Origin of the sequence: Bradyrhizobium elkanii USDA 76 (assembly GCF_023278185.1) — a bacterium.
Lineage (GTDB): Bacteria > Pseudomonadota > Alphaproteobacteria > Rhizobiales > Xanthobacteraceae > Bradyrhizobium > Bradyrhizobium elkanii.
In genome coordinates, this window is record NZ_CP066356.1 from 6,190,197 (window position 1) to 6,216,404 (window position 26,208).

Below are 26,208 nucleotides of genomic sequence, written 5' to 3' on the forward strand. Positions count from 1 at the left end.
GCCGCCTCAGGCCTTGATCGCCATCAGCGACTTGGTCATGCCGAGATAGCGTTCGCGATAGATCTTCGCGTCGGGAAATGTTTCCGTCATCTCGCGCCAGTCGAACAGGTGCCAGTCGGGCGCGGTCCGCTTGAACCAGAAGCGATTGAATATATTGATCAGCGCGATCTGCAGCCGCCTCGGCAGCAGAACGATGATGCCCGGCAGCCAGGTATGGCTCTCGATCGGAAAATACCGGTACGGCGTCTGCACGTAGAAGGACTTCGCGACCCGCGAGATCTCGCCCGCAAAGCGGTTCTGGTGCTCGCGCGCGATATTCAGGAACGTTGCGTCGCTCTCGATCGCGACGACATCCTGCTTTGGTCCGGTGACGTGTTCGATCACCGACGAGCAGAAGCAGAAGTCGAACGCCTGATCGTCGAACGGCAGGCGCTCGGTCTCCTGCAGCAGAACGGTCTTGAAGCCGAAGCGCTCGCGCGCGGCCTTCAAATCGTCGGCCGATATGTCGCAAACCGTGATGTCGGTATGGCGGGGCAGGATCGCGCGAATGTGCCGGCCGGTGCCGCCGCCGAGATCGAGGATCTTCGCGTCGAGCGGCAGGTTTACGGTGCGGACGAGGAATTCGCCGCGCCGCTGGCGTGCCGCATTGGAAAATCGGGCTTGGATCGCACCCAGCAAGGTCAGTCTCCTGCTACCGGTCGGTTCGAACTGGCACGGCCTGCGCGATCCCTCACCCAACGATGCATCGATTTTCCTGTCGCGCTCACTTGATGGCCTCGAAGTAGATCGACTCGTCCGGCCGGTTGTCGAGACGGTCGATGTCGGGACAAACGCCCTCGCGATAGGCACGGGTGTGGGTTTCCGAACAGCCGGCGTCGCGGAACAGGGCCGCGAGCGAGGCACGGGTAAAGCCCCAGTGATGCGCAAAGGCGGCCTCCTTGCGGCGATCGATCTCGAACACGCCCTTGAGGAAAGCCTGCGGCGCCGCCGGATCGTAGAGCGCGACGATCCGCTCCATGTCGGGGACGACGATCCGGCACACCCCGCCGGGCGCCAGCACCCGCGCGATCTCGCGCGCCAGCCGCTCGACCTCGTCGGGAAACAGGTGCTCGAAGACATGCGCGCTGAACACCGCCGAGAGGCTGCGATCCGCGAACGGCAGCGGCCTGGTCAGGTTCATGTGGCGCAGCCCGGCGAACTTGCCCTGGCGATGCTCGGCATAGCGGGCATCGCTCAGCACACCGGCGAGATGCAGCGCTTTCGCCGCGAACGGCATCCGCGCGATCCACAGGTGCATCGTGATGTCGGTATTGATCCAGCCGTCGATGCCGCAATTGAAGGCGCCGATATGCAGCTTTTCGAGCGATCCGCCGCGCGCGTCGTCGGTCATGTCCGCTCCCGCGCCGAATTGGTCAGCACAACCGTGATCACCGACGCCGCGCTGGAGGCCACCATCGCCGCAACCGCGCCCATCACCTGCCAGGCCTCCGCCGCGAACGGCAGGACGCAGCACAGCGCGACAAGGCCGGCGATCCGGCTCAGCATGAATCGCTGCGGTTTGCCGGTCGCAAACAGCGGCAGCGCGAGGCCGAGCCACACCGCGTCGAGCGCCATCGCCGCGCCCATCAAGGCGAGGCTGCCGGTGCCGATCTCATAGCTCTGTCCGTGGATGACAAGCGCCAGAATGCGCTGGCCGAGCAGCACGACCGCCGTGCCGTAGGCGGCCGCGATCGACCCGAGCAGCAGGGCATTTTCGCGCGCGGCCGCGGCGACTGCGCTGCGCCGGCCGGCGCGCAGTTCGGCCGCGATTTCCGGTAGGCGAACCGAGAACATCGTCGCGCAGAACTGGCTGAGCGGTGCGAACACCAACAGCAGGATCCGCAGCGACGCGCTCGCGTCCAGCCCGATGAGAAAGCCGCAGACCGGGATCAGCCCGATGCTGCCGATCCAGTAGGTGAGCGAGGTCGCGACGAACCAGCGACCGTTTCGAAACAGCCGCTGCAGCGAACCGCGGAAGATTCTGGCTTGCGGCCGGGCCAGCTCGCTGGTGCGGGCCAGCAGCAGGCTGCCGGCGAGCGCGGCCGAGATCGCGATACACGCCATCGCCGCCGTCGCGCCGGCGAGCTTGAGCGCGATCATCAGCCCGGCCGAGACGACCAGCGCCACGCAATAGGTCAGCGAGGACGCCAGCGCGCGCGGCAGTCTGCCGTCGAGATAGCAAATCCGGCGGAACATGCTCTGCAGGCGAACCGCCGGGATCGCAAGCCCGGTTGCGATCACGAGCCCACCGGCGTCTCCGCCGACGGCGACGATTACAAGGCCCGCACTCACCAGCAGAAGGCCGAGCGCACCCGAGGCGAGCAGTGACGACAGATAGAGGCCGAGCCGCAGCTGCGGCCATAGCGATTTCGGGATGCGGTGCGCGGTCGCCGGCAACCCGTCGTCGAACAGGCCGCGCAGAAACACCGCCTCGATCAGGATCGAGAATGACCAGGCGACGCTGAACCTGCCGAATGAATTGATGTCGAGCACATTGGCGAGCACGATCGTCAGCACGAAGGCGGACCCGCTCAGCAGCGCCTGATCGATCAGGCCAAGCGCGACATTGCCCCCGGCACGCCGCAGCCGGCGAAGCAATCCGCTCATGGCACCGGCGACCCGGGTCTGGGCCGCCGCCCGGTCCAGCCTGTCGGTCAACGCGCTCACGCCTCACTCACCCGTAGTCTGTTGAACGTCCGCCGCGGCGCCATTTGCAGCCTGGCCTCCGGGCCGAAATAGCACCAGAACACCAGCACGCAGCCGAAATAATTGTGCAGCAGCTGGCTGGAGTCATTGGCCGACGCGATCACGACGAACAGCAGCATCGCGAACGGCGCCATACAGTACATCCCTCTCCGCTCGAACGCGAAGACGATGGTGTTCCACAATGCGAGCGCCAGCAGCAGCATATAGAGCGCACCGCCCAGCAGGCCGAACTGGAGAAAGGCGTCGAGATAGGAATTCTCGAATGAGCCGAACTCGGTATTCCACGGCGCCATGCTCGTCAGTTCGTTCACGGGCGAGTTCGGCAGTTCGTTGAAGAATCCCGAAAACCCGTAGCCGAGCCAGGGGTGCTGCCAGAAGAAGTGCGGCCAGACCGACCAGAGGAACGAGCGGCCGGTCAGGTTTCCACTGCGGCCGACCAGCCCGTACAACTCGTCGCTCGGCACGGCGAACACGACAAGCGCAACGAAGGCGAGGCCGAGCCAGTAGATCGAGGCAGCGCCCCTGTGCCCGAGCACCACCAGCAGCAGCCCGAAGGTCACGGCAAGCGCCGTCAACATGCTGATCAGCGGTCCTGCGGCGCCGGCCGCGGCGAGCGCGAAAAAATGACATCCCATCAGCAGCAGCGTCCAGCCGAATTGCCGCCGCGGTCCTGCCAGCATGCGCACGAAGCAGATCAGCACCATCAGGCCGAAGAAGGCGCCCGCGAGGTTCTTGTGACCGAACACGCCGGCATAGGCCTGGGTTCCGAGCACCGTCGGCCGGTGCAGCGGGTCGTAATCCCATTGCGAGCCGATTACCGGAAACAGCAGAACGTGAACGATCAGCACCACGATCCCGATCCGGAACAGCGTATCGACGAGACGATCGACCGGGCAGCTGATCACAACCCACGCCGAGAACATCGTGGTCAGCAGATACATCGCGAACTTGATCGACGAGCCGGCGGGGTCGGCGCTCAGCGCCAGCGATACCAGGGCGAAGGCGATGAACGTCAGGTAGAGATGCGATTGCAGCATCAGCAGGCCGAAGCGCTGCCGGTCGATCGCAACGTGCAGCATCAAGAGGAGGTAGAGCAGCAGCCATGCGCCGCGGAACAGCGTGGATTCCCCGGCCCTTTCCGCGAACGAGATGCCCTCGATGAAATTGAACAGGAAATAGATGCAGCCGAGCACCATCACCAGATAGGCGTGCAGAAAGACATCGGTTCGCAGCCACCATCTGCCGATCATTGCACGGCCTCCTGCCGGGCCGGCGCCCTCAAGAGGTGATCGACCGCGGCGGTGAAACGCGCCGCGGCGTCGGCAAGCGCATCGCGTCGCACGCTCTGCCGGGCGTGCCGCGACATCGCTTCCCAGCGCGCGGGATGTTCGAGCAAGCCGCGCGCCGCATCGACCCAAACCTGTTCATCGAGCGCGCAAACATAACCATTGTCCTGGTCACGGACCAACTCACCGCCTGCCCCGACATGGGGAGACACCAGGCAGGGAACCCCGCACTGCAGGGCCTCGTTGCACACCAGGCCCCATGGTTCCAGCAATGAGGGCAGCAGCAGCAGCCGCGACTGCAGAAAGACGTCCGATATCGCCTGCCACGGCAGGTAGCGGTCGTGGCGGACATCGATGCCGGCACCGCCGAGCCGCGCCAGCATGCGCTGTTCGGCGGCGCCGGACCCGACCACGCGCACCTTCAGCCCGGGCACGATCCGGCCAAGCGCGATCGCGACGTTCTCGAAGAAGATCGCGTTCTTGGCGTCGTCATTGAGGCGGGCGCACCAGAGCAGATGAAATGGACGGTCGTGGAATGCCGGCACAATCGCCGGCGGATCCCATGCCGGCACCAGCGGCACCACGAACAGATCGTCGGCACGAACGCCCTCGCCGCGGAAATACGCCCTGCCCTTGTCGCTGCAACACACCACTGCGTCGCACTGGCGCAGCAGCCAGGGCCGCGCCAGACGGTGATAGGCGGTGTTCGGCATCGTCTCGCGCCAGCCGTCGATCGTCAGCGCGAGCGCCTTGCCGTTGGTGCGCGCCCATGCCGCGCCGGCCAGCATCGAGGGATACAGGCCGTTGACGAACAGCAGGTCGGGCGCGAGCGCATTCAAGGCACGTCCGATTCCGATATTGACATGGGTGTGACGCGACCGCGACAGCGGGATCGATACACCCGGCACCGTGCGCGTGACGTAGCGCGGCGTGAACGAGCCGGCCCAGGCGCGATCGGCCTCCTGCGGCGTACAGGACAGTACGGCGAGATCCAGCCCACGGCTGGCCAGCTCGTTGTAGAGACGGTTGGTGTAAGGTGTGATCATGTTGTTGAAGACGACCACGCGCGACGCCATGGCTTATCGGTCCTGTGGCGGCGCCGAGTCGTGCCGGCAGATCGCCCCGCAATGATAAGTCGCAAGACGGGTCGCGACCCCTGGGCTGACCGTCAACAGCGACCTCCGCACGATGCTCTTCGCGAGCCCCTTCATCCGCGACGAATGAAAAGCATGCACCGGCAGGCTGTGGTCCCAGGTGCCGAAGTCCTTGACCTTGAGCCCCACGGTCTCCAGCAGCAGCCGAAACGTATCGGGCGTGTAGAAATTGATATGGCCGATGTCGAGCGTCGATTGCAGCGCCCGGCGACTGGTCCGCGCGTGCAATTCGCAGGGCACCTCGACATAGATGAAGTCCCGCGAGACGCGGGCGAGTTCGTAAAGCAATGCGCGCGGTTCGGGCACGTGTTCCAGCACGTGGCTGGCATAGACGAGGTCGAACGATCCGTCGGCGAACGGGATCGTCGTACCGTCATAGCTGGACCAGCGGAATGGAGCTGAAGCTGCGCCGTCGATCTCCAGATTGGTCGCGGGATCGATCACGTCGATGCCGGTGAAGTCGCGGCCGACGCCGATCGCCGACAGCCGCGCCAGCACGGCGCCGGTGCCGCAGCCGACCTCGAGCACATTGCCGACCCTCGCGGCGGCTGCGCCGAGCAAGCCGGCGATATGATCGGCCTTGTCGACCGCGCAGACGCGGCGCCAGTCGCGCTCCTGCGCCGAATAGACGCCCTCATAATGCGCGTTGTGCTGTCCGACGCAAAATTCCATCGTCATGGCCTAGCCCTCGCCTCCGGCGGCATTCGGGCAAGCTCGTCGAAGCGATCGTTCGATTTGTGCTGCCAATTGCGCCGCTCCGCCGGCGAGCGGCGGTCGAGATCGTATCCAATGTCGGCCATGGTGGTGGTCAGGATGTCGACGTTCCGTTGCGGGACAGCTGCGAGGCCGGCCAGCAACTTGTCGCGGTGCACCCAGCCCGGTCCCTTCAGGAGATCGATTGCCTCGGTGTACAGTTCGGTCTTCACGAGACGCGCGAACTCGGCAACCACGTCGGACGAAAGGTCGGCCGGCAGCGCGTCGAACATTGTAAGCGCCATCGCGCTGCGCTTGACCACGATCCAGCCCTCGTTCGGTCCGAGCCGGTACGACATCCGCAGCAGGTCGAAATTGGCGTCGCTCAAACCTTGCCTCGTATTGCGAAGCCAGAACAGCACCAGCCAGAGATAGGGATCGGCCGGCGCGCAGCCGAGCGATTTGCGGACAGCTTCGTCAAGCTCGCCCATCCGGGCGTCGACCTGCTCGCCGGATGCGAGCGCGTTCTCGGCGCGCCGCAACCGGATCACCGCCGCGCTGCGATCGATGGCCGGCATGCAATCCTTTTCCGCCACGGCGCGCGACAGCAGCGGACCGAGGTCATCGAGTTCGGCGTCGCTGACCGGTACGTTGCGAAGAATCAGGTCCTTTGCGCCGTCGAGCCGGGTCTGGTCGACAAAGTCCGGCAAGGTGGTGGTGCCCCAGGCGACGGACGAGCACGCGACCGCGGCCAGCAAGCCGCGCGCAAGCCAGGCGGCTGCGCGCCCGGGCATCCCACCGTGCGCCTCACTCGGTGTAGCCATATCGCCCATAGTGCGAGTTGTAATAGTAGTTCTTGCCGCCATAGCCGCTATAGCGGCTCATCGCCGCAATATCGGCCTTGTTGAGCACGACGCCGAGCAGGTTCTCGTTGACCGCTCGCGCACTGCGCAGCGCGCGCTCGACCACCTGCACCTGGGTCTTGCCCCATTCCACGATGAAGACGAAGGAATCGACGAAGTGGGCGGTGATACGGACATCGACCACCGGCGTGAGCGGCGGGAAATCGACGATCACGTAATCATAATGGCTGCGGGCCCCGTCGATGAAATCCCTCATCTGGTCGGAGGCCAGCACGTCGTGCGAATGCGCGATGCGCGAGCGCGTGGCGCCAGGCAGGAAGGCGAGGCCGGTCTCGGGATCGCGCCATAGCGTGTCCTGCAATGTCGCATTGTTCGACAGCACGTCGAGGATGCCGCGCTCGGCAGTCGCGGCGACCTTGCGGCTGAGCGAGGGATTGCGCAGGTCGCAATCGATCAGGAGCACGCGGGCCCCGCTCTGGGCAACCAGTTGCGCAAACACGAAGGCGAGCGTCGACTTGCCCTCGTTGGGCAGCGCCGAGGTCAGGCCGAGGATCTTTGACGGCTTGGTGACGTTGAGGTCGGCATTGACCTTGATCGAGCGGATCGCTTCCGAGAACCGCGAGAACGGCGAATCGATCGCCGCCCACAGCACCGGCTCGTCGCCGCGCCGGATCGTGCGCGGACCGATCGGCAGATTGGAACGACCGGCGACCGGCGCCTTGATCTGGCCCGGCGAGACGCGGGGAACGATGGCGACGCAGTCGGCCTCGAGGATCGTCTCGACCATTTCAGCGGTGCGGAACACCCGGTCATAGAGGTCGCGCAACACGCCGAGCCCGAGCCCGGCGATCAGGCCGCCGAGCGCCGAGAGCGCGAGCACGACCAAGGTCTGCGGATGGCTCTTGCCGAGCGGACGCGAGGCGCGGGTGATCACCCGCGCCTCGCTGACCGGGAACGACTGCTGCTGCACGTTTTCCATGTAGCGCTGCAGGAAATTGTCGTAGAGCGAGCGATAGGTCTGCGCCGAGCTCTCGAGCTCGCGCAGCGTGACCTGCGCCTGGTTAGTCGACTGCGACTGCGACACCGAGTCGTTCACGGCGCGCTCGATCTCGTTCTGGCGCTGCAGGGCGATCGCATAGTCGCTCTTGTAACTTTCGGCGAGCCGCTTCAGCTCGTCCACGATCGACGACTGGATCTCGCGCATCTGGTTGCGCAGGTTGACGGCGGCCAAATGATTGTAGCCGTAGCGCGACGACCAGTCGGCCTCGCGATTGGCCAGCTCGAGATATTGCGAGCGCAGCTTGGTAATGACCTGGTTGTTCAGGGTATCGGCCACCGTCGCATCGGGGACGCCGCCCTTCACCACCGCCTCGATGCGGTCGAGCTTGGCCTTGGCGTCGGTGACCTGCGACTTCACGTGGAGCAGCTGGGTGTTGAGCTCGCCGAGCTGCTGCTCGTTGAGCAGCTTGCCGCTGGAGGTGACGATGTTGTTGGTCTTCTTGTAGTCGAGCACCGCGCGCTCGGCGTTGGATGCCTGCGTGCGCAGCTCCTGGATGCGGTCCTGCAGCCAGACGCTGGCGCGCCGCGTTGCCTGATACTTGGAATCGAGCTGGTCGACGATGTAGGCGTCGGCGACGGCATTGGCGATCTGCGCCGCGCGCTCGGGATCGAGCGATCGGAAGCTGACCTCGATCACATAAGTCATGCCGCGGCGGCGGACGTCGAGCTGCTTCTGGAACGTGCGGACCGCGCGCCGGGTCCGGTCGAACTCGGTGGGCGGCGCGCCGCCGGCGAGCAGGCCGGACACGAAATCGACCACAGCTCCTACCGCGCCGGCTCTCGAGCCGACGAATTCCGGATCCTCGTTGAGCTTGAGGTCGCGGATCACCGCGAGCGCCACATTCTCCGATTTCAGGATCTCGACCTGGCTCTCGACCGCGGCGGAATCGACCGGGGCCTCGCTCACCGGCGATTGCTGCTGGAAGGCCTGGAATTTGCGCGTGTCGATGATCATCGTGGCAAGCGCCGTATAGCTCGGCGCCGCCGTCATCAGATAGCAGATGCCGCCGAACAGGCAGAGCCCGGCGGTCCCGAGGATGACCCAGTATTGCCGGAGCAAATAGGTGCCGAAGGCGTCGAAGGTTTCCGCCAGCGACGGCAATTCGGCCGGACGATTTCTTAAGTCGACAGACGGCGAAATCTGGTTGCGCTGAAGCATTTCGTCCTATCGCCGCGCCGGCAGGTTGATGCCTGCCCTCGCGCCCTCCAATGATCCTGCGAAGCGTCCCGCCGCCGACACCGAAGCGCGTTGCTGCAGAGAGTTCTCCATTGGCGATCGGACGTCCGCTCAGGGAGTTACTGTTGAAATGAGTGTGGTGCCAGTGCCCGTGGCCGTACCGGTCGTCGTGCTACCCGAACTGCTGACCGACGAGGTGAAGCTGAAAATGCCGGTGTTCACGCTGTTGCCGTCGATGGCCTCGAGCGTGCCGCCTCCGGCGCCGCTGGCACCGAGCGCGCTGGTCTGGCCGCCGGATGCACCGGCGCTGCCCGCGCCGCCGGCGCCGGTCGCAGCGGTGCCGCTGTCGCCCGACGCAGCGGCAAACGCCATCACGGTGTCGAGATCCTTGGTGTCGGCAATCGCCTGCTGGATGCGCGTCGCGTAGGGCTGGTTGCTGCGCACCACGATGCGCGCGGCCTGGGCGAGACCGGCGGCGATCGCCGTCTTCTGATCCTTGCTTGCCTTGGCGATCAGCGCAATCAGCGGGTCGAGCGACGTCGGATCGTTGAGCGCGAAATCGCGCGCCCGCGAGGTCAACTCCACGCCCGCATTCGGATATTGGGTCAGCAGCTGCTCCGGATTGGCCTTGAAATTGGTGACCGCCTGGGACAGCTGGATCAGTCCGCCAGGGGTCTCCGCCATCGCCGCGCCACCGGGCACCGCGAGCACCAACATCACCAGCATCGCGAGGCGCGGAGCGGAAAAACCGCCGGATCGCTCAAATGTGAACACAGCTATCTCCCTAACGAATACTAACAGTTCGTTAGCATAGTCAGAGTTATCGCGCCAATTAAATAGCCTCGCCGGCCGCGCCCCCGCTTCGGCGCGCCAAATCAACGTTAACCTGCCGCCCGACCGTAACATGGGCGTCACGGTCGGAGCCGCCACCGGAGCCGCCCCTGCCCGAGCGGAAGGATTGCGACAGGCCTGCCCCGAGCAAGGCCGCGATTACAACAGCATAGCCGGTGATCTGGAGCGAGAAATCGATCATCGAATGGAGCGCGCCGGCGGCCGACGCGCAGAGCGCCGCGAGCGGCACGATCACGTCGCGGTGGCGGGTCCGCACGCCATGCGCGAGCACGCCGAACGCTGCGAGCAGCGCGATCATGGTGGCGCCGGCCATTAACATTCCGCCGTCGGACGCCAGTTCGAGCCAGCTGTTATGCGCCCGGTTCCAGGTCCCGCGCAGCGAGATGTCGTCGGTGCGATAGGCCGGATAGACCCATTCGAAGGTCCCGAAACCATCGCCGAGCCAAGGGTGGTCCCAGATCATCCGCAACGTTGCGCGATAGGTCGAGAACCGTCCCTCATCCGACAGGCCCATCGTGCTGAAGCGCGCGCCGACGCCGCCGCCGAGAAGCTGCAGCAGTGCCAGCGCGACCAGGCTGCCGACGCCGAGCGCCACGATCATGCCGTAGCGGCGCGGCACCCGGTTGCGAAAGAAGATCGCGGCGGCTGCGACCGCAGCGAGCAGCGAGATCCCGGCGCCGCCGCGCGAGCCGGTCAGAAACATCGCCAGCAGGCAGGTGAGCCAGCCGAACGCATGGCCGGCGAGCCGGCGCCGCGCCGGCATATCGAGGCGCGCGAGCAGCCGTGACAGGCTGGCGCGGCGCGACGGCCAATGCCGCTCGATCAGCTCGCAGCCGAACAACAGCCAGATCAGCGCACAGCAACCGTAATAGATGCCGGCAGTGTTGCGATTGACGAAGGGAGATGTCAGCCACGCCAGGTGCGCCTGCTTCTCGTGCAGCAGGTAGATCCGGGTGGGATCGATCGCAAAAGTGACGATGCCGCAGATCGCATAGACCAGGCCCGCCGCGGCCACCGCCCGCAACAACCCGCGCGCCAGTCCGCGGTTGGCGCCGAGCACGACGCCGATGGCGAAGCTGAGCAGGCAAACGATCCCGACGCCGATCGAGTAGAACGGCTGACTGCGCGCGATCGACACGGCCGGCGGCAGCTCGGCAGGCAGCAATTTGCCGGCCTGTGCCCACAACGCGTTCGGCGCCACACCCGACCAGGGCCGAAGCGCCGACTGCTCGCGCAGCACCAGCATGGCAAGCGCCGTCAACAGCGCCGTCACGGCGAGGATCGCGAGCTGACTGCCGCGCAGGCGCATCGGCAACACCCCGAGCAGTGCAATCCCGAGCAGGATCGACCAGATCGCGGGAGCAACAGCACCGATCGAGCCGAGCGGCAGCGGCGCCAGCGCGACGACGGCGCAGAACAGCCACGACGACCAGCGCACGGGCCACGGCAATGCCGTCGCCTCGCCCGAGCCGGAAGCTAGTCGCAAACGTGTCATGAAGCCGGCCGTGCCGGCTCACGCCCCAGTATCAGGGCGCAAGCTTGATCGAATTACGAAGTAAGGTTGCGTTGTAGGCGGCCACGATCGGATCGTTCACCGTTGCGGTCACGAGGCGGATCTGCTGCATCACCTTGGCGTCCTCGACGGATGCCGCGTTCGACGCATAGAGCACGTCCTTGTTGCGCAACTGGAAACGCGTGGCCAGGAAATAGCCGGCCGGATCGCGGAAATTGATGTTGTAGACGACCGGAATGATCGGCCCTGAATATTTGCTGACGTCGACGCCAAGCTTGGCGGCCACTTCCGGCAGTTCGCCGCGATAGACGAACACCGAGGCCGGATCGGCCGAGGAGTCGTTCAGGCCGCCCGCCTTGGCGACCGCTTCGGCGAGCGAGATGCGCCAGGCTTCGAAATTGAACTGGCCCTGCGCGCCCGAAGCGCCGAAGGCGACGAAGGTCTGCGGCTCACGGTAGACATAAATGGTGTCGCCGGGATGCGCGTAGATGTTGCTCTTGGGCTCGTAGACCAGCTGGCCGAACGGCACAGTGGTGCGCTTGCCGTCACGCTCCAGCATCACCCAGGTATCAAAGCCCTGCCCTTTCGGGCCGCCGGCGCGCGTGATGGCGTCGAGCACGTGCTCACCCGCGGCGTTGGCGGGGAAGCGGTTCGGCGAATTGACCTCGCCGAGCACGGAGATCAGCGATGTGCGCTGCTCGATCAGGGCGACCACCGCCTGCGGCTCGATCGCGCGGTTCTTCAGCGCATCGACGATCGAGCGCTGCACTTCGGTCGGCGTGCGGCTCTTGGCGCGGATCGCGCCGGCATAGGGCACCGAGATGTTGCCGTCGGTATCGACGTTCTGGTTGGGCAGCGTGATGTAGTTTCCGGGACGCACGCCGGCCTCGACCGGAATGAACAGACCGCCGGCGGCGGCCTCGAAGATCGTGACGCTGACGACGTCGCCGATGCCGAAACGGATGTCCTTCGGCGGCGGGCCCTGGATGCCGCCGGCAAGTTGCGGCGCGAATGACGCCAGCACGTTCTCGATCTGCGGTGTGATCTTGACCATCGCATAGGGCAGGCTTTCAGGATCGCGCTGCCCGGCCACGACATCGGAGCTCGTCGGACCGTTGGTCGGCATGTAATGGCAACCGCTGACCCAACAGGCGGACGCAAGTAATAACATTACCCGAATGAAAATCGTACGCGACATTTAAATACTCCGGCCGTGCCGTAACACGCCGACTATCATAATCACAAGGTTTCGCGATATATTGCGATGCAATTGATAAATAATGTTAGCGAGGTGAGGCAAATCGGCGACACCGGCGCACCGCTGTGAGACAAAGCCCCGCGCGCCGTCACTCCGGCTTTGATTTCGTCCGATGTTCCCGTTATCTGTGAATGAGATGGTTTAAGTTAACCGATTGAGGGTTCGATGGCCCGCATGAAGTCACTGGCGATCGCGTTGGGAATGGTCGCCTTGCCGCTGCCAGGCCCCCTCGGTGGCTCCGGCGTTTTTGCCGCAGAACTAAGCGTTTCTCCTGCGCCGCGCGCCGTGCAACGGGTCGGCGGCAACTGTCAGCGGCTGCAATATTGTCGTGGCGACGTCTGCCAGTGGAAACGGGTTTGCTGGCACGGCTGTCCCGATCGCTACTCTTGCGCGCCGCTCTACGGCGCCTATGGACCGTATGGCGGCCGCGATTATTGGGCGGCCTATAGTTACGGTGATCTGCGCCCGTTCTGAATGTTAATCGATTAACAAACCCACTGGTCATTCGAGCGTCGACCGGCGTCACGCCGGCCGCTTGCGGCGTGCGGGTTAACCCCGGCTTAGGCCCGGCCCGGTACCATGCGGGCGCAGGGTTTGGTTATGTTATTTGTTTTTCTTGGCAATTTGATCGGCGGAACCGTTCTCGGGCTGCGCCAGCACTGTCTGGTGCTGGCGCCGGTGGCGCTCGCAGAGCTCGCGCTGCTGGCCGCCATCGGGGTCGCGCGCCTGTCGTGGTCGGAAACCGCGCTGCTCATGATCATCGCGATCGTAGCGCTGCAAGTCGGTTATCTGGCAGGCACCTTCGCGCCGCCGTTCCGGTCTCGTACCTCGACACCGCGTCTCGCCCTGCGCCGTTCGCAATAGCAGGGCATCTCACTGCCCCCTTTGGCGCGGCCGATTTCCGTTGACCTCGCGGCAAGCCCGGGGCATCCCGCTGTCTTGCGTCTCATCCTCCGCAGGACCTCCCCCTCCCGTGTGGAACGTCACGGCCTTCATCTGCATCTTGATCGGGGCGTCGATTCCGCTGGGTCTCATCGACGCATCGCTCGCAACTGGTCCCGTCGGCGCGGCGACGTCGCTCGGGCTGCTCGCAAGCCTCGTGGCGATCCGTCCAGGTGAGCTGTCCTTCCTGAGGTCGGTCGCCGGTCCCGCTGTTGCGGCGGCGCTTCTGCCGATGCTCTGGATCGTCCTGCAGATGCTGCCACTGGCGGCCTTGGCGCATCCGGTGTGGAAGTTCGCCGGCGAAACACTGGGAGCACAGCTCAGCGGCAGCATCACGATCGACACCGGCGCAAGCCTCGGCACGCTGCTGATCTGGCTGTCACTCGTGTCGGTCATGATCACCGCCGCCGCGATCGCGATCGACGCCCGCCGCGCCGATGTGCTGGCCCGCACCATTGCAGCAACGGCGGCCGTCGCGGCCCTGATCCTGCTGCTATCAAGCGATCCGATCAAAGTCTGGCCTGGCGCTGCGCGCGATGAGACGGCAAGCGGATTCCTGGTCGTCGCTCTCGTTGGCGTTCCGCTCAGCCTTGCGCGCGCGCTCGACGTCGGCGGACACGCTGACGGCCGCACCGCAGCCCAATTGACACGGCTGCGCTGGCTGCTCGCCGCCGGCGCGCTGTTCTGCGCCGCCAGCGCCTGCTGGTACGTGGGGCGCGGCGCCGCGATCGCACTCGCCGCGGGCATCGCCCTTGTCCTGATGACCTTCGCCGCGCGGAAACTTCATTTGCACCGCTGGAGCAGCGCTGCCGCTGCGGCGGCGATCGCGCTGATCGCCCTGGCGACGGCGATCGCCAATCGCCATCCCGACGTGCCGCTTGCGGTCGCCTTTGTTCATGCACCGTCCGAGTTCGTGCAATCGACCCACAATCTGCTCGCCGACCTGCCCGCGCTCGGCAGCGGCGCCGGCACCACAGCAACGCTGGCGTCGACCTATATGGACTGGCAGGGCGCCTCCACGCGGCCGGTGGTTGTGACCAGCACGGCGGCCTTGATCGCCCAGTTCGGTTCCGCCATGTTCTGGACTTCAGTCGCGGCTATCATCGTCGGCATCGCAGCGTTCACGGCCGGTGCGCGCAATCGCGGCCGCGACTGGTCCTACCCTGCATCGGCCGCAGCCGTCCTGCTGACGCTGCTGCTGGCTGGCTTCACCTTGCCGGAATTGCCGGCGCTGCCCGGAGTGATCGTGTTGGGAGCCGTGATCGGAACAGGACTGGCACAGCGGATCAGCCGTTCACGGTTGCAGGCGGGCTAGACGCCAGATGCGCCGCTTCCTCCAGCGTCTTGTCGGCCATGCCGGCGATCTCGAACATGAGGGCGACGAGACCTGCATCTACGCCGTCGGCGATATCCACGGTCACGCCGATCTGCTGCACGAGATCTGCGCCCGCATCGATGCCGATATCCGGCGGTTCCGGCCGGCGCGACCGATCCAGGTCTTCCTCGGCGACTATATCGATCGCGGACCGGATTCGCGCGATGTCATCGCCATGCTCGATCAACGCCGACGCACCCGCAGCATGGTCTGCCTGCTCGGCAATCACGAGGCCTGCCTGCTGGAGTTTCTCGTCAATCCCGACATGCTCGCGCAATGGCGGCAGTTCGGCAGCTTGCAAACGCTGATGTCCTACGGATTGACGCCCTCGCCCAATCCCGACGCCTCCGAACGAAGGGCGCTCGCCCGGCAATTGATCCGCCAGATGCCGCCGGCCCATCTCGCCTTCCTGCGCTCGCTGCCGCTCTGTTATGTGCACAAACGCTACTTCTTCGTCCATGCCGGCGTCAGGCCCGGCATCGCGCTCAACCAGCAGCGCAAGGAGGATCTGCTCTGGATCCGCGACGACTTCCTGATGTCGGAAGATGATTTCGGCAAGGTCGTGGTCCACGGCCATACGCCGGTGCATGAGGCCGAGCTGCTGCGCAACCGCATCAATGTCGACACCGGCGCCTATGCGACCGGCCGCCTGACCTGCGTCAAGCTCGAAGGAGCACGGCGAACCCTCCTGATGACCGGCAACCGGGCCGCGCGCCATGGCTAAGACGATGGCCAACACGATGGCTGATGCGATCGGCCGGAATGCGAGGCACCTCTCGCGGGCCTTCGTGCCGGCCGCCGCTGCGATCGGCGCGGCGACGCTGGCCTTGTCGGCGTGGTGGCTTGCCGCCGATGCATTGCGCGGCAAACCGGCGATCGCCGCAGAGGTCGGCCTGGTCAGAGGCGAGCTGTGGCTGCGCAACGGCTGGAGCGAATTGCAGACGTCGCCGGAGGCCGCCGAAGCCGCGTTCACGCGTGCGCTTCGGCTCTCGCCGATGGACGCCGGCGCCTGGTTCGGCCTCGCCTCGGCAACGGGACGGTTCGACTGGCTGAACCCGACCGCGTCGAAGGCGCTGAAGATGTCCTACTACACCGGCTTCAACCGCAGCGACCTGATCGCGCCGCGCCTGATCCTGCTGGCGCAGGTCGACACCACGCGCGACGTCGAATTGATCGATCTGCTGCAGCGGCAGATCCGCCTGATCCTCACCCGCGCGCCGGAGCTGAAGGGCGCGATCGGGCAGGCCTATCGCGTGGCTGGCGACGCCAACCGGCGCATCATCGAGGCGGAATTCAAGGACGCCAACCAGAGCATTCCGGAGTAAGGCGCGCCTGGCGCCGGATGCCCAGCCGTCAGATACCTTTGTGACGCAGCACCGCACCGACCGTGCGCAGCAGGATGCGCAGGTCGAGCACGAAGCTCCAGCTCTTGATGTAGATGAGGTCGTGCGCCACGCGCAGTTGCATGTCCTCGATCGCCGGCGTCGCACCGCGCAGCCCCTGCACCTGCGCGAGACCGGTGATGCCGGGCTTGACGTGCTGGCGCTGCGCATAGCTCGCGATCAGCTTCGAATATTTATCGTCATGCGCCAGTGCGTGCGGCCGCGGCCCGACCAGCGACATGTCGCCGCGCAATACGTTCACCAGCTGCGGCAGCTCGTCAATGCTGCGGCGGCGCAGCGTCGTGCCGATCCCGGTCAGCCGCGGATCGTTCTGGCGGGCCTGCGTGATGACATCGCCATCCTCGAGCACGTGCATCGAGCGGAATTTGAGGATGGTGAATTGCTTGCCGTCGAAGCCGTTGCGGCGCTGCCGAAACAGGACCGGCCCCCTGGAGTCGAGCTTGATCGCAATCGCCGTTCCGATCAGCAGCGGCGCGAACAGCACCAGGAGGCCGCTGGATGCCACGATGTCGAACAGCCGCTTGCCGGCGCGCTCGAGCGAAGTAAGCGGCGAGCGCTGCATTTCCAGCGTCGGGATCGGGCCGGTCGCCACCATCCGCAGCGCCAGGAATCGTTCCGCGGTCCGGTCTGGCAGCAGCCGCACCGGCAGCGGCGATGCCCGCAGCTGATCGCACACGAACTGGATGCGCGGCTCTTGCTGCCAGGGCATGGCCAGGATGATCTCGTCGGCGCCGCTCTCGCGGGCTGCACGAATGGCTGACGCGACGGCGGCCCGGTCGCCGGCGTCGTCAGACGATCCGGAGAGCTGGACCCGTCGCACCTCGCTGAGGCCGAAATCGCGCAGCAGGCTCGCTTGCCGCACCCGGGACAATTCGTCCGCCATCCCGACCACGACCGCGCGGCGCGTGGCCAACATGCCGCGGTCGATCGCGCGTTGCAGCGGCGCCTGCAGCAGCATCCGTCCGGTGACCAGCCCGAGGCCGCCGATCAGGCCAAATGACATCACCGATCCGCGCGAGACGCCGGAACCCACCTTCAAGAGGAAGATAATCAGGGTCATCAGCAGAACGACCAGCAGCCAGCCGCCGAGCAGGCTGCTCCAGCGCCGGTCGAGACCGGCCAGCACCTGCGCATTGTAGAGGCCCTGCGACTTCGCCACGAACATGTGAAGGATGGCGGCGAGGACCCCGATCCCTAGAAAACCCTCGAAGCTGTTGCTATAAACCGTGTGGTAGTAAAAGAGGTGATAGGCCGCGCCGCCGACGATGCTGGACAGCACGACGATTATCATCTCGAACGCGACGGCAAACGCCTCGAGGGAGGCGAAAGCGAACGAGAAGGCGCCGAAGTTAACCGGTACCTTCGCCAATCGAGCGTCCGAAAGGTCGGTCATCGGGAATTAACATTCGTGTTAACAATTCATATGTGTATTATCAGGCGAGTCGTGAGCTCGCAAGACCTGCTGCGGATATCGGATAGAGAGCGCGCATGAGTTCATCGGCTGGCGAAACCGAGGCCGCGCTGGTGGCCCTCCTCCATCTCATCCGCCTGATGGGCGCCGAACTCGTCGCAGGCCAGCACCGCGACGACGTCGAGGTGCTGGTCAAGGCGATCGAGACCAAGCTGCGAGCGGCCCGCTTCCCGGCCGACATGCCGAATCAGGACATCGTCAGAGGTCTGGACCTTGCACAGGCCAGACTGCGTCCGATCTTCGAAGAGCTGCGCGCAAGGTCGGAGAAGGCACATCTGAGCGACCAGCTGCTGCTGGCTCCCAGGCCTTCACGTATCCACTAACGGATAGCTTACGTCAGCTTTGGGCTTCACCACGGCGGGGCAAGCCGCTCCCGCCGCCGGACCTGAGCGCTAGCTTTTCCTCGATCTTCATTTTCTCGAGCAGCAAGTCGGTCACGATCCGGCGCAGCCGTTCATTTTCCAGCCGTAATTCATCAATACGGTTATGGACAGGGGGGATCCCATCTCGATCATCGGTGCGAGCGGCGAATTCGGTAACAGTACCATTCGCCTGGTGGCCACGTGCGGCCTCCTGCTTGCGCCAGCGATGAAATGTCATCACGCTAACGCCCAGCACCTTGCACGCTTGGGCCTGGGACTGCCCCCGCGCCATGAGTTCCTCGGCCTGTTTGACCTTGGAACTGATCTCCTCAGTAGAATGACGCCTCATTGGTCATCTCATTGCCCCCTAGATTAGCAATCATCGCATGGCCTATAAGCTATGTAAATGCAACAGGAAATTCAAATTGAGGGTTTCCCGGGGGCCTTTCGGGAGCCTCGAACTTGCCGGTCGGCAGCAACACATAGTGCGAAGAAACGCCGAAGCTGCAAGGTATTGAACGGAATATACGGGGAATATTCCTCCGCTGAAAGGGCCCGATAAAAAAAGTTATACGACTTTCTGTGTATGAGAGTTTGATCTGGATAACTGGCGCACTGTTTGCATTCTCAAACGGGAAGCAAATGAGAATATTCAATCGGTCTCTCGACAGATTGTGAGTGCGCCATGCCTCGCCGCGATAATCGCCTCATCGGTCAAGCGCAACTTTCACAAATTTCTAACAAATTAATCCCGCGACTTTCGCGTCCGGCCGCTTGCGGGCGTACACGCCCAGCAGTAGTTACTAGGACGTTAGGTGTCATGAGGGTTTCAACATATTTGAGGATTATTTTCACGAAACCTAACGCTCATATCTCGATCCCCAAATTATCAATTAAGCGCTTTCCCACCCGAGGCCATCAGGCGGAACCACGTCCGCCCGATCATCCACGAACCATTCCGTGCTGACGCTTGTCAGAGCCAGCCTCTGATCAACATTTTTGCGAGGATCGACACCATGGCGCGTCTCAAGGTCTTCGAAGGGAACCAACCCGCGTCCAGCGAGGCGGCCGACATCCTGGAACGCCTCGTCGCAGAAAATTGCGAGCTCCGGCATACCGCGGTCGAACTGGTCTTGCAGAATTGGATCCTGCGCGAGCGTCTGTCCGATGCCGGGGCACGCAAGTCCGTGCCGCAGGAGCACTGACCGCCCCCACCCTCACGACCGCGATTGTCCGCAGCAACGTCCGCCGGCCGCCTGAACGAACATTGGGCCGACGCATTCTTCAATTTAGAATTGAAATGTCCGCAACTGCAGGCGTGCCAGCATGCTCGCCGGATTGGCGAGGGTGTGGCCGCATAATCTGCCGGTGAGAAAGAGGCTGACGGACTTCAGCTGTGAACCCGGCGCAGCGCGACGCGCGGGGTGTTCTGCTCACGAGACATGCCGAACGAACGCGACGAGCCCGGGCGTTCCTGGATTTCACGTAACTCAGCGATATCAAGCATCAGCGCAACGACTTCGTTGCGCAGCGATTGATTGGTCGCGAGCAACGCCTCTTCGATCGGCTGATGCAAATGTTGAACTTTGTGCTGCTTCATGGCGCGCCCTCGCTCTGCGGTTAAGGGTATGAGCGATGTGATTGAAGTTTCGATGACAGGGTTATTCCGCGCACATGGAAGGCGGTTAATGGGGCAGGTTTGCGACCAACACGGCTCCGAGTTAAATTTTCTCAATCAGGTTCCACAACCTGATCGCGAAGCGCTCGATCGGCGGCCTTTGATGTGTCGTGCAGATGAGTTGGCAGCGGCAACGATAAGGCGCGCGGCTGGACAACGCGGCTCAATGCGCGGCAGAAGCTCTACCAAGCGCATGATATTGCTCGGTGATCATTGATGGCTGCCGTGTCCTGCAATGCTGAACGGGCATTGTCCGGCTATCACAATGTCGCCGTGTTAGCGATCGCACGGCAAAGGGCGCGTTCGGGTGCACACAAGATATTCCACCAAAGCCGCTCCGTAGACGCAAAATCTGCTGCTGCCACGCCCATCAAGGATCGCAGAGTGTTTCGATCGGTTGCGAATATTGAAGCAGCTCTGACGGTTCTGAATCGCTCGAGCAATCCGGCGAAGTGAATTCAACGCTGGACATCGGACCAAGCGCGATTTCGCCTCCGCCGGATCCAAACGCGCTAACGCTATTCTAATTAAAATGAGCGGGACCGAAGCGTCCGGCTTGAACAGAGAGAGCGAACGGCTTTCGCGCGCTTGTCGCTTCACTCATACGTGCTTGCACAGTCGCCACGAACAGCAGCGACAGCGAAGATTCGCCATAAGCATCGCTAATTCGCCACGCGCGTCGCGATCGCGCGCTATTTCGATTTAGGAGGCGTATCGTCGTCCATCTTGCCACCATTGGCGACGCATTTGTTGAAATAGTCCCGCTGGGCTTTCGCACCGCCCCTCGCGCTACCGGAAGCGGGATTGCCGGGCTGTAGCGGCGGAAATGCCTTCGCCACCAAAGCATCGCAGGCGCGCGCCACCTGCACGTCGATCGCATGCGCCGGAACCATCGCGCAGGAGATCATGATCACGGCTGAAGCGATCGCAAAACCGGAGATAACTCGCATTGCCACACTCCGTTCCAAGCTGAACCAGTTTTTTTTCTCGAGCCCGGACTCGCAAGGAGCGCACTAAAGCATGATCCGGAAAAGTGCGAAGCGGTTTTCCGTCGCGACAAACGCGGATCGCGTGTGCGCGAAGATCAGGCTCTGGCCACGTGTTGAAACGTGACGTCGATTCTCGCGGCGCCTAGGTCCGATCGACGTCGTGATAGGCCCGATACCAGGCGACAAACCTGGCAATGCCATCCTCGATCCGCGTCTGCGGGCGGAAGCCGATTTCACGCTCCAGGTCGGAGACGTCGGCCGACGTCTCCGGTACATCTCCCGGTTGCATCGGCAACAACTGCTTTTCGGCCTGCCGCCCGAAGCCCCGCTCGAGCAGCGCAACCACTTGCATCAGTTCTTCCGGCCTGCTGTTGCCGATATTGTAGACCCGCCACGGCGCCCGGCTCGAGCCCGGATCGGGATGCGCTCCCGACCAGTTGACGTCGCCCTCCGGCGCGCGGCCGATCAACCGCATCATCGCCTCGACCACGTCGTCGACATAGGTGAAGTCGCGCCGCATGTTGCCGTTGTTGAACAGCTGGATCGGCTTGCCCTTGGTGATCGCGTCGGCGAACGCATAGAGCGCCATGTCCGGCCGATACCATGTCCCATACACGGTGAAAAACCGCAGCCCGGTCGCCGGTACGCGATAGAGATGGCTGTAGGAATGGGCGATCAGCTCGTTGGCCTTCTTGGTCGCGGCGTACAGGCTGACCGGATGGTCGACATTGTCGTGGACCGAAAACGGCAACTTGGTGTTGGCGCCATAGACCGACGATGAGGACGCAAACAACAGGTGCTTGCACGCGGTGTGCCGGCAGCCCTCGAGGACGTTGAGGAAGCCCTCCAGATTGGAATCCGCATAGGCGTGCGGGTTCTGCAGGGAATAGCGCACGCCGGCCTGCGCGGCGAGATGCACCACGACCTCGAAGCGATAACGCTCGAACAGCGCCTTCATGCCGGCGCGGTCGGCGAGGTCGAGCTCCACGAAGGTGAAGCCACGGTGCTGCTTGAGCAGATCGAGGCGCGCGCGCTTGAGCGCCGGGTCGTAATAGTCGTTCAGATTGTCGAGGCCGATGACCGGCTGCCCCGCCCGCAGCAGATGCTCCGCCAGATGGAAGCCGATGAAGCCGGCGCAGCCCGTGACGAGTAGATTGCCTGCGATCACCAAGTTTTGCCTGTGCCTTTCGCCTTGCGCCGGACCTTCCGGATCAGCCGTCACACGCGGCAGCCGCAGCTGCCTGCGCGTTGCGCCCCGCTAGGCGTCAGTTGCCGGCGGCCGGAGGCTTGTAGTCCGGAAAGCGGCTCAGGACCGCGGCCTTCATGAACTTGAAGTGCGCAATCTCGGTCGCCAATTCCTTCAGCCGGCGCTGGCCGTTGGAGATCTCGGCGTCAAACAGGTCTTGATGATAGTTGTCAAGCGCCTCGCGTTCCAGATATTCGTCGGTGCCGTTGCCGAGGGTTACCGCGGCGCGGGCCAGAACATCGTCGACACGGCGGCCAAGACCGGATTGCTCGCTCTCGGCCGCCTGCAACGCAGCCTCGATCGCGGCCATGATCGATCCGATCCGGGCGCGATCGGTCTCGGCATCGCGCTCGGCCGAGCGTGCCTTGAAACCTTCCTCGCCGCGCCGCGACCTGATCAGGTCCTGCGCGCGAGACCGCAAAAACAGCTGAAACATCTGTCAGTATCCGGTTCGGGCCCATTCAGGCAGCACAGGTCAAAAATCGCCCGGTCTTAGTTAAAAAAGGATGAATTGCCCTCATGCCCGGCCCTCAGGTCGGCTTTCCACTTGATCCAGGCCTTGTCGTGCTTGTCATAGAGTTCGAGCCACCGTCCCTCACCGGCTGACGGCACCAAGCCGGTCCCGCCCCCGTCCGCCAGTCCGGGCAGCGAGGCGTCCAGGTCCTCGAACTCCGACGTCTCCTCAAGCGTCAGCCCGACCAGCACGCGCTTGCCACTGACATCGACGACATACCGCCTTGGCGAATGCCCCCTGAGATCACTCATGACGTGAAAGTTCCCTTGCGATCCGCGAGGCTGGCAACGAGATCAGGCGCACGCCGGCGCGCAACCAACCCGCCTGCCGCAACGGACGCGGACATGATGACCGATTGCATGTTGCCAGCCAACCCCAACTCATCGCACACCGTCGCGCTACCTCGATCGAACTACTCCGCTAGAACGCGCGACGCATGTGGCCGAACGCACTGACCGGCTGGTCCCGCCTCGACGATTTCGCGGCCGATGGCGCCACATACGGTGCATAGATCCGATATTGCGCGCGGCGCTTGTGCGATCGCCACGAGCGCGCAGCGAAACCGGAGAAGAAGCCTGCGACGAACACCGCCGCGAGAATCAGAGCAGAAGAAACCATCACAATCGTCCACGTTCGCCCCGATGTTATTAACATTCGAAGTTGTGACGACATCATGATTGGACGCGCCGAAAGATTGTTCAGCCGCTGGAATTTTTGTGCAATCTGACGGCGCAACAATGATCAGGCGTCAACAATAGTTGTTCTCGCGAGACAACGTCTCAGGAGAACCACCAAAGCATGAATTTCAGGAACATCGAGCTGAGAAGATAAATCCAACCTGCCATCGCCAGCACCGTCAATCCGACGAAGACACCTGAAACGCTTTTCTCCTTGAGACGGGCCAGCAACGAGTTTTTTTCTTCTTGCGAATAGAACATCTCAGGCTCAGGACGTATCTGATTCAAATCAGCTAGCAGTCAATTTCGATGATCTCGTGACGCGTCGCCGCAGCCATTCGCCTCGCGCATCACAGATCACCGCTGCAAAACGCGGCCAAGCTGCAGGCCATCGCTCAGGGAAATTCCATTCGACCCGATCTGGAATTCGACGTCGGCGATCGCGGCAACCCGCACGCCGGAATTTCCACTTGCATTCTGGTCCGATCGACGTCGCGTCCTTGCGTCAAGACGATCGTGCAGCTTGACCATGCAATGTGACCCGCATGCGGGATAGCCGCGCGCCGGAAGCCGACGCGATCGACCGAACGGATTCTTCCCGGGAGCAATCTGCCCGCTTCGCCCCGCCTGTCAGTCTAACAATCAAGTCCTCGCACGCGGCCAACCAATGATCATCGCCTCACACGCGGAAAAAGGCGAACCAGACAATGCCGAGGATCAGGACGGCCAGCCCTGTCGAGGCCGTGAGCAGCGCGAGAACCGAAGGTCCAGGCTCGGCCTGGCGCGCCTCGGTCGGGGTTTCAACGATTTGACCGTGTCGTTCCGTTGCCATGGCAACCTCTTTGCTTAAGTGCCTGTAATTCCGGCGTTGCCGCTCCCCTTCGACAGCCAACGCGTGATCGGGAGCGATGTTCCGAGCGCTTCGACGGCTGCCCAACGGCAGTCCCGCCCGCCGCGTCAAACCGGCGCAGCGCGAGGTCACGGTTAACGCCGTTGCGAGATTCACCGGGCCGTGTTGTTTCAAACTGGGGTTCCCGGTGTTATCCTTGACCGTTCCGTCGGTTGCGTAATCGGAGTTTCCCCGGAGTTTCCCCCATGGCCCCTCGTGCCAATTGGAAGGGCTTTTTGCGCCTTTCGCTCGTGACTTGCCCGGTTGCCCTGTACCCGGCGACATCGGATACCGAAAAGGTCTCCTTCAACCAGATCAACCGTAAGACCGGCCACCGCATCAAATACGCCAAGGTCGACGCGGAGACCGGCGAGGAAGTCTCCACCGAAGACATCATGAAGGGCTACAAGGTCGACACCGACACCTATATCGAGGTCACCAAGGAAGAGCTCGACGACATCGCGCTGGATTCGACCCGCACCATCGAGATCGACGAATTCGTGCCGCGCAGCGAGATCGACAGCCGCTATCTGATCCGCCCCTACTACCTCGTTCCCGACGGCAAGGTCGGCCACGACGCCTTTGCGGTGATCCGCGAGACCATCCGCAGCCTGAACAAGGTCGCGATCGGCCGCGTGGTGCTGACCAACCGCGAGCACATCATCGCGCTCGAGCCGCTCGACAACGGGCTGATGGGCACGCTGTTGCGCTACCCGTATGAGGTGCGCAGCGAGAAGGAGTATTTCGACGACATCCAGGATGTGAAGATCACCAAGGACATGCTCGATCTCGCCAAGCACATCGTCGAGCAGAAGTCCGCCGACTTCGATCCGGAGGAGTTCGAGGACCGCTACGAGCAGGCGCTGATCGACCTGATCAACCAGAAGCGCAACGGCATCAAGGTTGCCAAGCCCGCGGCGAAGACCAGCGGCAACGTCATCAACCTGATGGACGCGCTGAAGAAGAGCCTCGCCAACGAGAAGCAGGCCGCGCCCGCCAAGGCCGAGGCAAAGGCGGCGAAGGGCAAGAAGCCGAAGAAGCGCATCGAGGGCCAGCGCGAAATGCTGCTGCCGATCTCGGGCAGCGGCAAGCGCGAGCCCAAGGAAGCCGCCAAGCCCGAGCCAAAGAAGGCCGAGAAGACAACGCGCGCCCAGGGCACCGCGGCGCGCAAGAAGGCAGGCTAGCGGCAGCGACCACAAGATGAGCCCGGTCCACAGCGCCTGAGATGTCCCGGTCGAGGATGCCCTGGTCGACGCCGTTTGACGAACCGATCGCGCTGCATCGCGGCGGCACGCTGGTGACGCTGCAGCACGCTGCCGACTACATCATGAAGCTATCGGAAGACACCCAGCAGGAGACGCGCTGGCAGATCGCGGTCGAGCATCTGATCAATGCGGCGGAACAAGGTGCCGGCTGGTTGATGTTCGCGCGCATCGCGATGCTGCGCGCGTTGAATGGGGACGACTGAATCTGGAAAATGCCGAGCTGTCGGCAGCGCTTACTTGAATGCCGAACTGACGGCATTGAATTGGCCGCTCACACTGGTGCCGATGCCCCTGACGCCGGCGACGATCACGATGCTGATGCCGCCGGCGATGATGGCGTATTCAATGGCCGTCGCCCCGACCTCATCACGCAGAAACCTTGCCATCAACGCGCGCATGAAAAGCTCCTGTCCGACGCTCGCGGCTTTTTCTCCCGCGCCGTAGTAATATGCCGGCCAAACTAGGCCACATTGGTTGACGGCCCATTGAGGGAAAGGATGAACGGTCGCTTAAAAGTTGCAGCGAATTTCCCTGCTAGTTCTGCCTGCATCGGGTTGCCGCCGGGCGAGGCACCGGGCCGCGGCCGGAGCGCTTTCCAGCGAAGTTGACACCGGCTCGCGCAAAGAAAACGCGTCAAAACAAGTATCTAGAGCTCCGTTCTGATCCCGTCTGACCGGAAACGGCTCCGCTCGTAAACGCATATCAGGACTACCTGATCCGGCCCCGGCCGCGCTTTACCGGTGCCGCGGAATCCTGTTCCTTTATCGGACAGGCGACAACGAGGCCGGAACGAACCG

Annotated in this window: 32 protein-coding genes; 10 read left to right on the forward strand and 22 right to left on the reverse strand. The window is 63.7% G+C overall.

Annotation, left to right across the window (positions count from 1 at the left end):
- Positions 1-6: 6 nt before the first annotated feature.
- The 11 genes from JEY66_RS29900 to JEY66_RS29950 form a co-directional block, all read right to left on the reverse strand.
- Positions 7-678: a class I SAM-dependent methyltransferase gene (locus JEY66_RS29900; RefSeq protein WP_018270695.1), complete on the reverse strand. Its 672-nt coding sequence runs from the start codon at positions 676-678 to the stop codon at positions 7-9.
- 85 nt (positions 679-763) lie between these two features.
- Positions 764-1,390, reverse strand: coding sequence for a class I SAM-dependent methyltransferase (locus tag JEY66_RS29905; protein ID WP_018270694.1), 627 nt, complete (start codon positions 1,388-1,390; stop codon positions 764-766).
- Positions 1,387-2,706: an MATE family efflux transporter gene (locus tag JEY66_RS29910; protein WP_018270693.1), complete on the reverse strand. Its 1,320-nt coding sequence runs from the start codon at positions 2,704-2,706 to the stop codon at positions 1,387-1,389. Before JEY66_RS29910 ends, JEY66_RS29905 begins: the two co-directional genes overlap by 4 nt.
- Positions 2,703-3,995 (reverse strand): O-antigen ligase family protein, encoded by a 1,293-nt coding sequence (locus JEY66_RS29915; protein WP_018270692.1) that lies wholly within the window; start codon positions 3,993-3,995, stop codon positions 2,703-2,705. Before JEY66_RS29915 ends, JEY66_RS29910 begins: the two co-directional genes overlap by 4 nt.
- Complete coding sequence (locus tag JEY66_RS29920; RefSeq protein ID WP_018270691.1) at positions 3,992-5,107, reverse strand: glycosyltransferase family 4 protein; 1,116 nt, start codon at positions 5,105-5,107, stop codon at positions 3,992-3,994. Before JEY66_RS29920 ends, JEY66_RS29915 begins: the two co-directional genes overlap by 4 nt.
- 3 nt (positions 5,108-5,110) lie before the next feature.
- Positions 5,111-5,863 (reverse strand): class I SAM-dependent methyltransferase, encoded by a 753-nt coding sequence (locus JEY66_RS29925; protein ID WP_018270690.1) that lies wholly within the window; start codon positions 5,861-5,863, stop codon positions 5,111-5,113.
- Positions 5,860-6,672, reverse strand: coding sequence for a hypothetical protein (locus tag JEY66_RS29930; protein ID WP_018270689.1), 813 nt, complete (start codon positions 6,670-6,672; stop codon positions 5,860-5,862). Before JEY66_RS29930 ends, JEY66_RS29925 begins: the two co-directional genes overlap by 4 nt.
- 13 nt (positions 6,673-6,685) lie before the next feature.
- Positions 6,686-8,959, reverse strand: coding sequence for a polysaccharide biosynthesis tyrosine autokinase (locus tag JEY66_RS29935; protein ID WP_026192527.1), 2,274 nt, complete (start codon positions 8,957-8,959; stop codon positions 6,686-6,688).
- Between the two features lie 129 nt (positions 8,960-9,088).
- A complete protein-coding gene (locus JEY66_RS29940; RefSeq protein ID WP_041482630.1) occupies positions 9,089-9,751 on the reverse strand; it encodes a hypothetical protein in 663 nt (220 codons plus the stop codon).
- A gap of 58 nt (positions 9,752-9,809) precedes the next feature.
- On the reverse strand, positions 9,810-11,324 hold the full coding sequence (locus tag JEY66_RS29945; protein WP_129964919.1) for an O-antigen ligase family protein: 1,515 nt from the start codon (positions 11,322-11,324) through the stop codon (positions 9,810-9,812).
- A gap of 31 nt (positions 11,325-11,355) precedes the next feature.
- The gene (locus JEY66_RS29950; protein WP_018270685.1) at positions 11,356-12,468 is read right to left on the reverse strand and encodes a polysaccharide biosynthesis/export family protein; all 1,113 of its coding nucleotides are present in this window, start codon (positions 12,466-12,468) and stop codon (positions 11,356-11,358) included.
- Between the two features lie 297 nt (positions 12,469-12,765).
- On the opposite strand from JEY66_RS29950, the gene JEY66_RS29955 reads away from it, so the two are divergent.
- The 5 genes from JEY66_RS29955 to JEY66_RS29975 all read left to right on the forward strand — a co-directional run bounded on the left by JEY66_RS29955 (position 12,766) and on the right by JEY66_RS29975 (position 16,242).
- Positions 12,766-13,074: a hypothetical protein gene (locus JEY66_RS29955; protein WP_129964918.1), complete on the forward strand. Its 309-nt coding sequence runs from the start codon at positions 12,766-12,768 to the stop codon at positions 13,072-13,074.
- A 105-nt stretch (positions 13,075-13,179) separates the two neighbouring features.
- Positions 13,180-13,464, forward strand: coding sequence for a hypothetical protein (locus JEY66_RS29960; protein WP_129964917.1), 285 nt, complete (start codon positions 13,180-13,182; stop codon positions 13,462-13,464).
- Positions 13,465-13,573: 109 nt separating this feature from the next.
- The gene (locus JEY66_RS29965) at positions 13,574-14,857 is read left to right on the forward strand and encodes a hypothetical protein (RefSeq protein ID WP_018270683.1); all 1,284 of its coding nucleotides are present in this window, start codon (positions 13,574-13,576) and stop codon (positions 14,855-14,857) included.
- 7 nt (positions 14,858-14,864) lie between these two features.
- Positions 14,865-15,641 carry a metallophosphoesterase family protein gene (locus tag JEY66_RS29970; RefSeq protein ID WP_018270682.1) on the forward strand — a complete coding sequence of 259 codons (777 nt, stop codon included), beginning with the start codon at positions 14,865-14,867 and terminating at the stop codon, positions 15,639-15,641.
- Positions 15,634-16,242: a hypothetical protein gene (locus JEY66_RS29975; protein ID WP_129964915.1), complete on the forward strand. Its 609-nt coding sequence runs from the start codon at positions 15,634-15,636 to the stop codon at positions 16,240-16,242. Before JEY66_RS29970 ends, JEY66_RS29975 begins: the two co-directional genes overlap by 8 nt.
- Positions 16,243-16,270: 28 nt before the next feature.
- Here JEY66_RS29975 and JEY66_RS29980 read toward each other — a convergent pair whose 3' ends face one another.
- The gene (locus tag JEY66_RS29980) at positions 16,271-17,689 is read right to left on the reverse strand and encodes an undecaprenyl-phosphate glucose phosphotransferase (RefSeq protein ID WP_244620848.1); all 1,419 of its coding nucleotides are present in this window, start codon (positions 17,687-17,689) and stop codon (positions 16,271-16,273) included.
- 119 nt (positions 17,690-17,808) lie between these two features.
- Between JEY66_RS29980 and JEY66_RS29985 the strand changes: the two genes are divergently transcribed.
- On the forward strand, positions 17,809-18,114 hold the full coding sequence (locus JEY66_RS29985) for a hypothetical protein (RefSeq protein ID WP_016841787.1): 306 nt from the start codon (positions 17,809-17,811) through the stop codon (positions 18,112-18,114).
- A 13-nt stretch (positions 18,115-18,127) separates the two neighbouring features.
- Here JEY66_RS29985 and JEY66_RS29990 read toward each other — a convergent pair whose 3' ends face one another.
- Positions 18,128-18,502, reverse strand: coding sequence for a helix-turn-helix domain-containing protein (locus tag JEY66_RS29990; protein WP_018270679.1), 375 nt, complete (start codon positions 18,500-18,502; stop codon positions 18,128-18,130).
- 667 nt (positions 18,503-19,169) lie between these two features.
- On the opposite strand from JEY66_RS29990, the gene JEY66_RS29995 reads away from it, so the two are divergent.
- Positions 19,170-19,358 (forward strand): hypothetical protein, encoded by a 189-nt coding sequence (locus tag JEY66_RS29995; protein ID WP_018270678.1) that lies wholly within the window; start codon positions 19,170-19,172, stop codon positions 19,356-19,358.
- A 185-nt stretch (positions 19,359-19,543) separates the two neighbouring features.
- On the opposite strand, the gene JEY66_RS30000 is transcribed toward JEY66_RS29995, so the two are convergent.
- Positions 19,544-19,753: a hypothetical protein gene (locus JEY66_RS30000; protein ID WP_016841790.1), complete on the reverse strand. Its 210-nt coding sequence runs from the start codon at positions 19,751-19,753 to the stop codon at positions 19,544-19,546.
- Between the two features lie 294 nt (positions 19,754-20,047).
- On the opposite strand from JEY66_RS30000, the gene JEY66_RS30005 reads away from it, so the two are divergent.
- Positions 20,048-20,287: a hypothetical protein gene (locus JEY66_RS30005; RefSeq protein ID WP_129964914.1), complete on the forward strand. Its 240-nt coding sequence runs from the start codon at positions 20,048-20,050 to the stop codon at positions 20,285-20,287.
- A gap of 236 nt (positions 20,288-20,523) precedes the next feature.
- On the opposite strand, the gene JEY66_RS30010 is transcribed toward JEY66_RS30005, so the two are convergent.
- The 7 genes from JEY66_RS30010 to JEY66_RS30040 form a co-directional block, all read right to left on the reverse strand.
- On the reverse strand, positions 20,524-20,781 hold the full coding sequence (locus JEY66_RS30010) for a hypothetical protein (protein ID WP_244620849.1): 258 nt from the start codon (positions 20,779-20,781) through the stop codon (positions 20,524-20,526).
- A 181-nt stretch (positions 20,782-20,962) separates the two neighbouring features.
- Positions 20,963-21,991, reverse strand: coding sequence for an NAD-dependent epimerase (locus JEY66_RS30015; protein ID WP_018270675.1), 1,029 nt, complete (start codon positions 21,989-21,991; stop codon positions 20,963-20,965).
- A 94-nt stretch (positions 21,992-22,085) separates the two neighbouring features.
- On the reverse strand, positions 22,086-22,502 hold the full coding sequence (locus tag JEY66_RS30020; RefSeq protein ID WP_016841793.1) for a hypothetical protein: 417 nt from the start codon (positions 22,500-22,502) through the stop codon (positions 22,086-22,088).
- Between the two features lie 56 nt (positions 22,503-22,558).
- Positions 22,559-22,831 (reverse strand): hypothetical protein, encoded by a 273-nt coding sequence (locus JEY66_RS30025; protein ID WP_018270674.1) that lies wholly within the window; start codon positions 22,829-22,831, stop codon positions 22,559-22,561.
- Positions 22,832-23,000: 169 nt separating this feature from the next.
- Positions 23,001-23,198, reverse strand: a complete 198-nt coding sequence (locus tag JEY66_RS30030) for a hypothetical protein (protein ID WP_018270673.1) — start codon at positions 23,196-23,198, stop codon at positions 23,001-23,003.
- Between the two features lie 161 nt (positions 23,199-23,359).
- Positions 23,360-23,518 carry a hypothetical protein gene (locus JEY66_RS30035; RefSeq protein ID WP_016841796.1) on the reverse strand — a complete coding sequence of 53 codons (159 nt, stop codon included), beginning with the start codon at positions 23,516-23,518 and terminating at the stop codon, positions 23,360-23,362.
- Positions 23,519-23,936: 418 nt separating this feature from the next.
- Positions 23,937-24,281 carry a hypothetical protein gene (locus JEY66_RS30040; protein WP_129964913.1) on the reverse strand — a complete coding sequence of 115 codons (345 nt, stop codon included), beginning with the start codon at positions 24,279-24,281 and terminating at the stop codon, positions 23,937-23,939.
- Between the two features lie 71 nt (positions 24,282-24,352).
- Between JEY66_RS30040 and ku the strand changes: the two genes are divergently transcribed.
- Positions 24,353-25,330, forward strand: a complete 978-nt coding sequence (gene ku / locus JEY66_RS30045) for a non-homologous end joining protein Ku (RefSeq protein ID WP_026192523.1) — start codon at positions 24,353-24,355, stop codon at positions 25,328-25,330.
- A 56-nt stretch (positions 25,331-25,386) separates the two neighbouring features.
- Entirely contained in the window at positions 25,387-25,614 is a 228-nt protein-coding gene (locus JEY66_RS30050; protein ID WP_016841800.1) for a hypothetical protein, read from the forward strand.
- A 30-nt stretch (positions 25,615-25,644) separates the two neighbouring features.
- Here JEY66_RS30050 and JEY66_RS30055 read toward each other — a convergent pair whose 3' ends face one another.
- Positions 25,645-25,809, reverse strand: coding sequence for a Flp family type IVb pilin (locus JEY66_RS30055; RefSeq protein WP_016841801.1), 165 nt, complete (start codon positions 25,807-25,809; stop codon positions 25,645-25,647).
- Positions 25,810-26,208 lie beyond the last annotated feature (399 nt).

Bases quoted from the DNA above. Each gene is read 5' to 3' on its own strand.
- JEY66_RS29920 (WP_018270691.1), bottom strand. From the start codon at position 5,107: ATGGCGTCGCGCGTGGTCGTCTTCAACAACATGATCACACCTTACACC.
- JEY66_RS29945 (WP_129964919.1), bottom strand. From the start codon at position 11,324: ATGACACGTTTGCGACTAGCTTCCGGCTCGGGCGAGGCGACGGCATTG.
- JEY66_RS29960 (WP_129964917.1), top strand. From the start codon at position 13,180: ATGCGGGCGCAGGGTTTGGTTATGTTATTTGTTTTTCTTGGCAATTTG.
- JEY66_RS30020 (WP_016841793.1), bottom strand. From the start codon at position 22,502: ATGTTTCAGCTGTTTTTGCGGTCTCGCGCGCAGGACCTGATCAGGTCG.
- JEY66_RS29995 (WP_018270678.1), top strand. From the start codon at position 19,170: ATGGCGCGTCTCAAGGTCTTCGAAGGGAACCAACCCGCGTCCAGCGAG.
- JEY66_RS29950 (WP_018270685.1), bottom strand. From the start codon at position 12,468: ATGCCGACCAACGGTCCGACGAGCTCCGATGTCGTGGCCGGGCAGCGC.
- JEY66_RS30010 (WP_244620849.1), bottom strand. From the start codon at position 20,781: ATGCGAGTTATCTCCGGTTTTGCGATCGCTTCAGCCGTGATCATGATC.
- JEY66_RS29955 (WP_129964918.1), top strand. From the start codon at position 12,766: ATGGCCCGCATGAAGTCACTGGCGATCGCGTTGGGAATGGTCGCCTTG.
- JEY66_RS29970 (WP_018270682.1), top strand. From the start codon at position 14,865: ATGCGCCGCTTCCTCCAGCGTCTTGTCGGCCATGCCGGCGATCTCGAA.
- JEY66_RS30050 (WP_016841800.1), top strand. From the start codon at position 25,387: ATGCCCTGGTCGACGCCGTTTGACGAACCGATCGCGCTGCATCGCGGC.
- JEY66_RS29930 (WP_018270689.1), bottom strand. From the start codon at position 6,672: ATGCCCGGGCGCGCAGCCGCCTGGCTTGCGCGCGGCTTGCTGGCCGCG.
- JEY66_RS29975 (WP_129964915.1), top strand. From the start codon at position 15,634: ATGGCTAAGACGATGGCCAACACGATGGCTGATGCGATCGGCCGGAAT.
- JEY66_RS30055 (WP_016841801.1), bottom strand. From the start codon at position 25,809: ATGCGCGCGTTGATGGCAAGGTTTCTGCGTGATGAGGTCGGGGCGACG.
- JEY66_RS30000 (WP_016841790.1), bottom strand. From the start codon at position 19,753: ATGAAGCAGCACAAAGTTCAACATTTGCATCAGCCGATCGAAGAGGCG.
- JEY66_RS30030 (WP_018270673.1), bottom strand. From the start codon at position 23,198: ATGGTTTCTTCTGCTCTGATTCTCGCGGCGGTGTTCGTCGCAGGCTTC.
- JEY66_RS30005 (WP_129964914.1), top strand. From the start codon at position 20,048: ATGGCTGCCGTGTCCTGCAATGCTGAACGGGCATTGTCCGGCTATCAC.
- JEY66_RS29915 (WP_018270692.1), bottom strand. From the start codon at position 3,995: ATGATCGGCAGATGGTGGCTGCGAACCGATGTCTTTCTGCACGCCTAT.
- JEY66_RS29935 (WP_026192527.1), bottom strand. From the start codon at position 8,959: ATGCTTCAGCGCAACCAGATTTCGCCGTCTGTCGACTTAAGAAATCGT.
- ku (WP_026192523.1), top strand. From the start codon at position 24,353: ATGGCCCCTCGTGCCAATTGGAAGGGCTTTTTGCGCCTTTCGCTCGTG.
- JEY66_RS29925 (WP_018270690.1), bottom strand. From the start codon at position 5,863: ATGACGATGGAATTTTGCGTCGGACAGCACAACGCGCATTATGAGGGC.
- JEY66_RS29905 (WP_018270694.1), bottom strand. From the start codon at position 1,390: ATGACCGACGACGCGCGCGGCGGATCGCTCGAAAAGCTGCATATCGGC.
- JEY66_RS29985 (WP_016841787.1), top strand. From the start codon at position 17,809: ATGAGTTCATCGGCTGGCGAAACCGAGGCCGCGCTGGTGGCCCTCCTC.
- JEY66_RS30035 (WP_016841796.1), bottom strand. From the start codon at position 23,518: ATGTTCTATTCGCAAGAAGAAAAAAACTCGTTGCTGGCCCGTCTCAAG.
- JEY66_RS29990 (WP_018270679.1), bottom strand. From the start codon at position 18,502: ATGAGGCGTCATTCTACTGAGGAGATCAGTTCCAAGGTCAAACAGGCC.
- JEY66_RS30025 (WP_018270674.1), bottom strand. From the start codon at position 22,831: ATGAGTGATCTCAGGGGGCATTCGCCAAGGCGGTATGTCGTCGATGTC.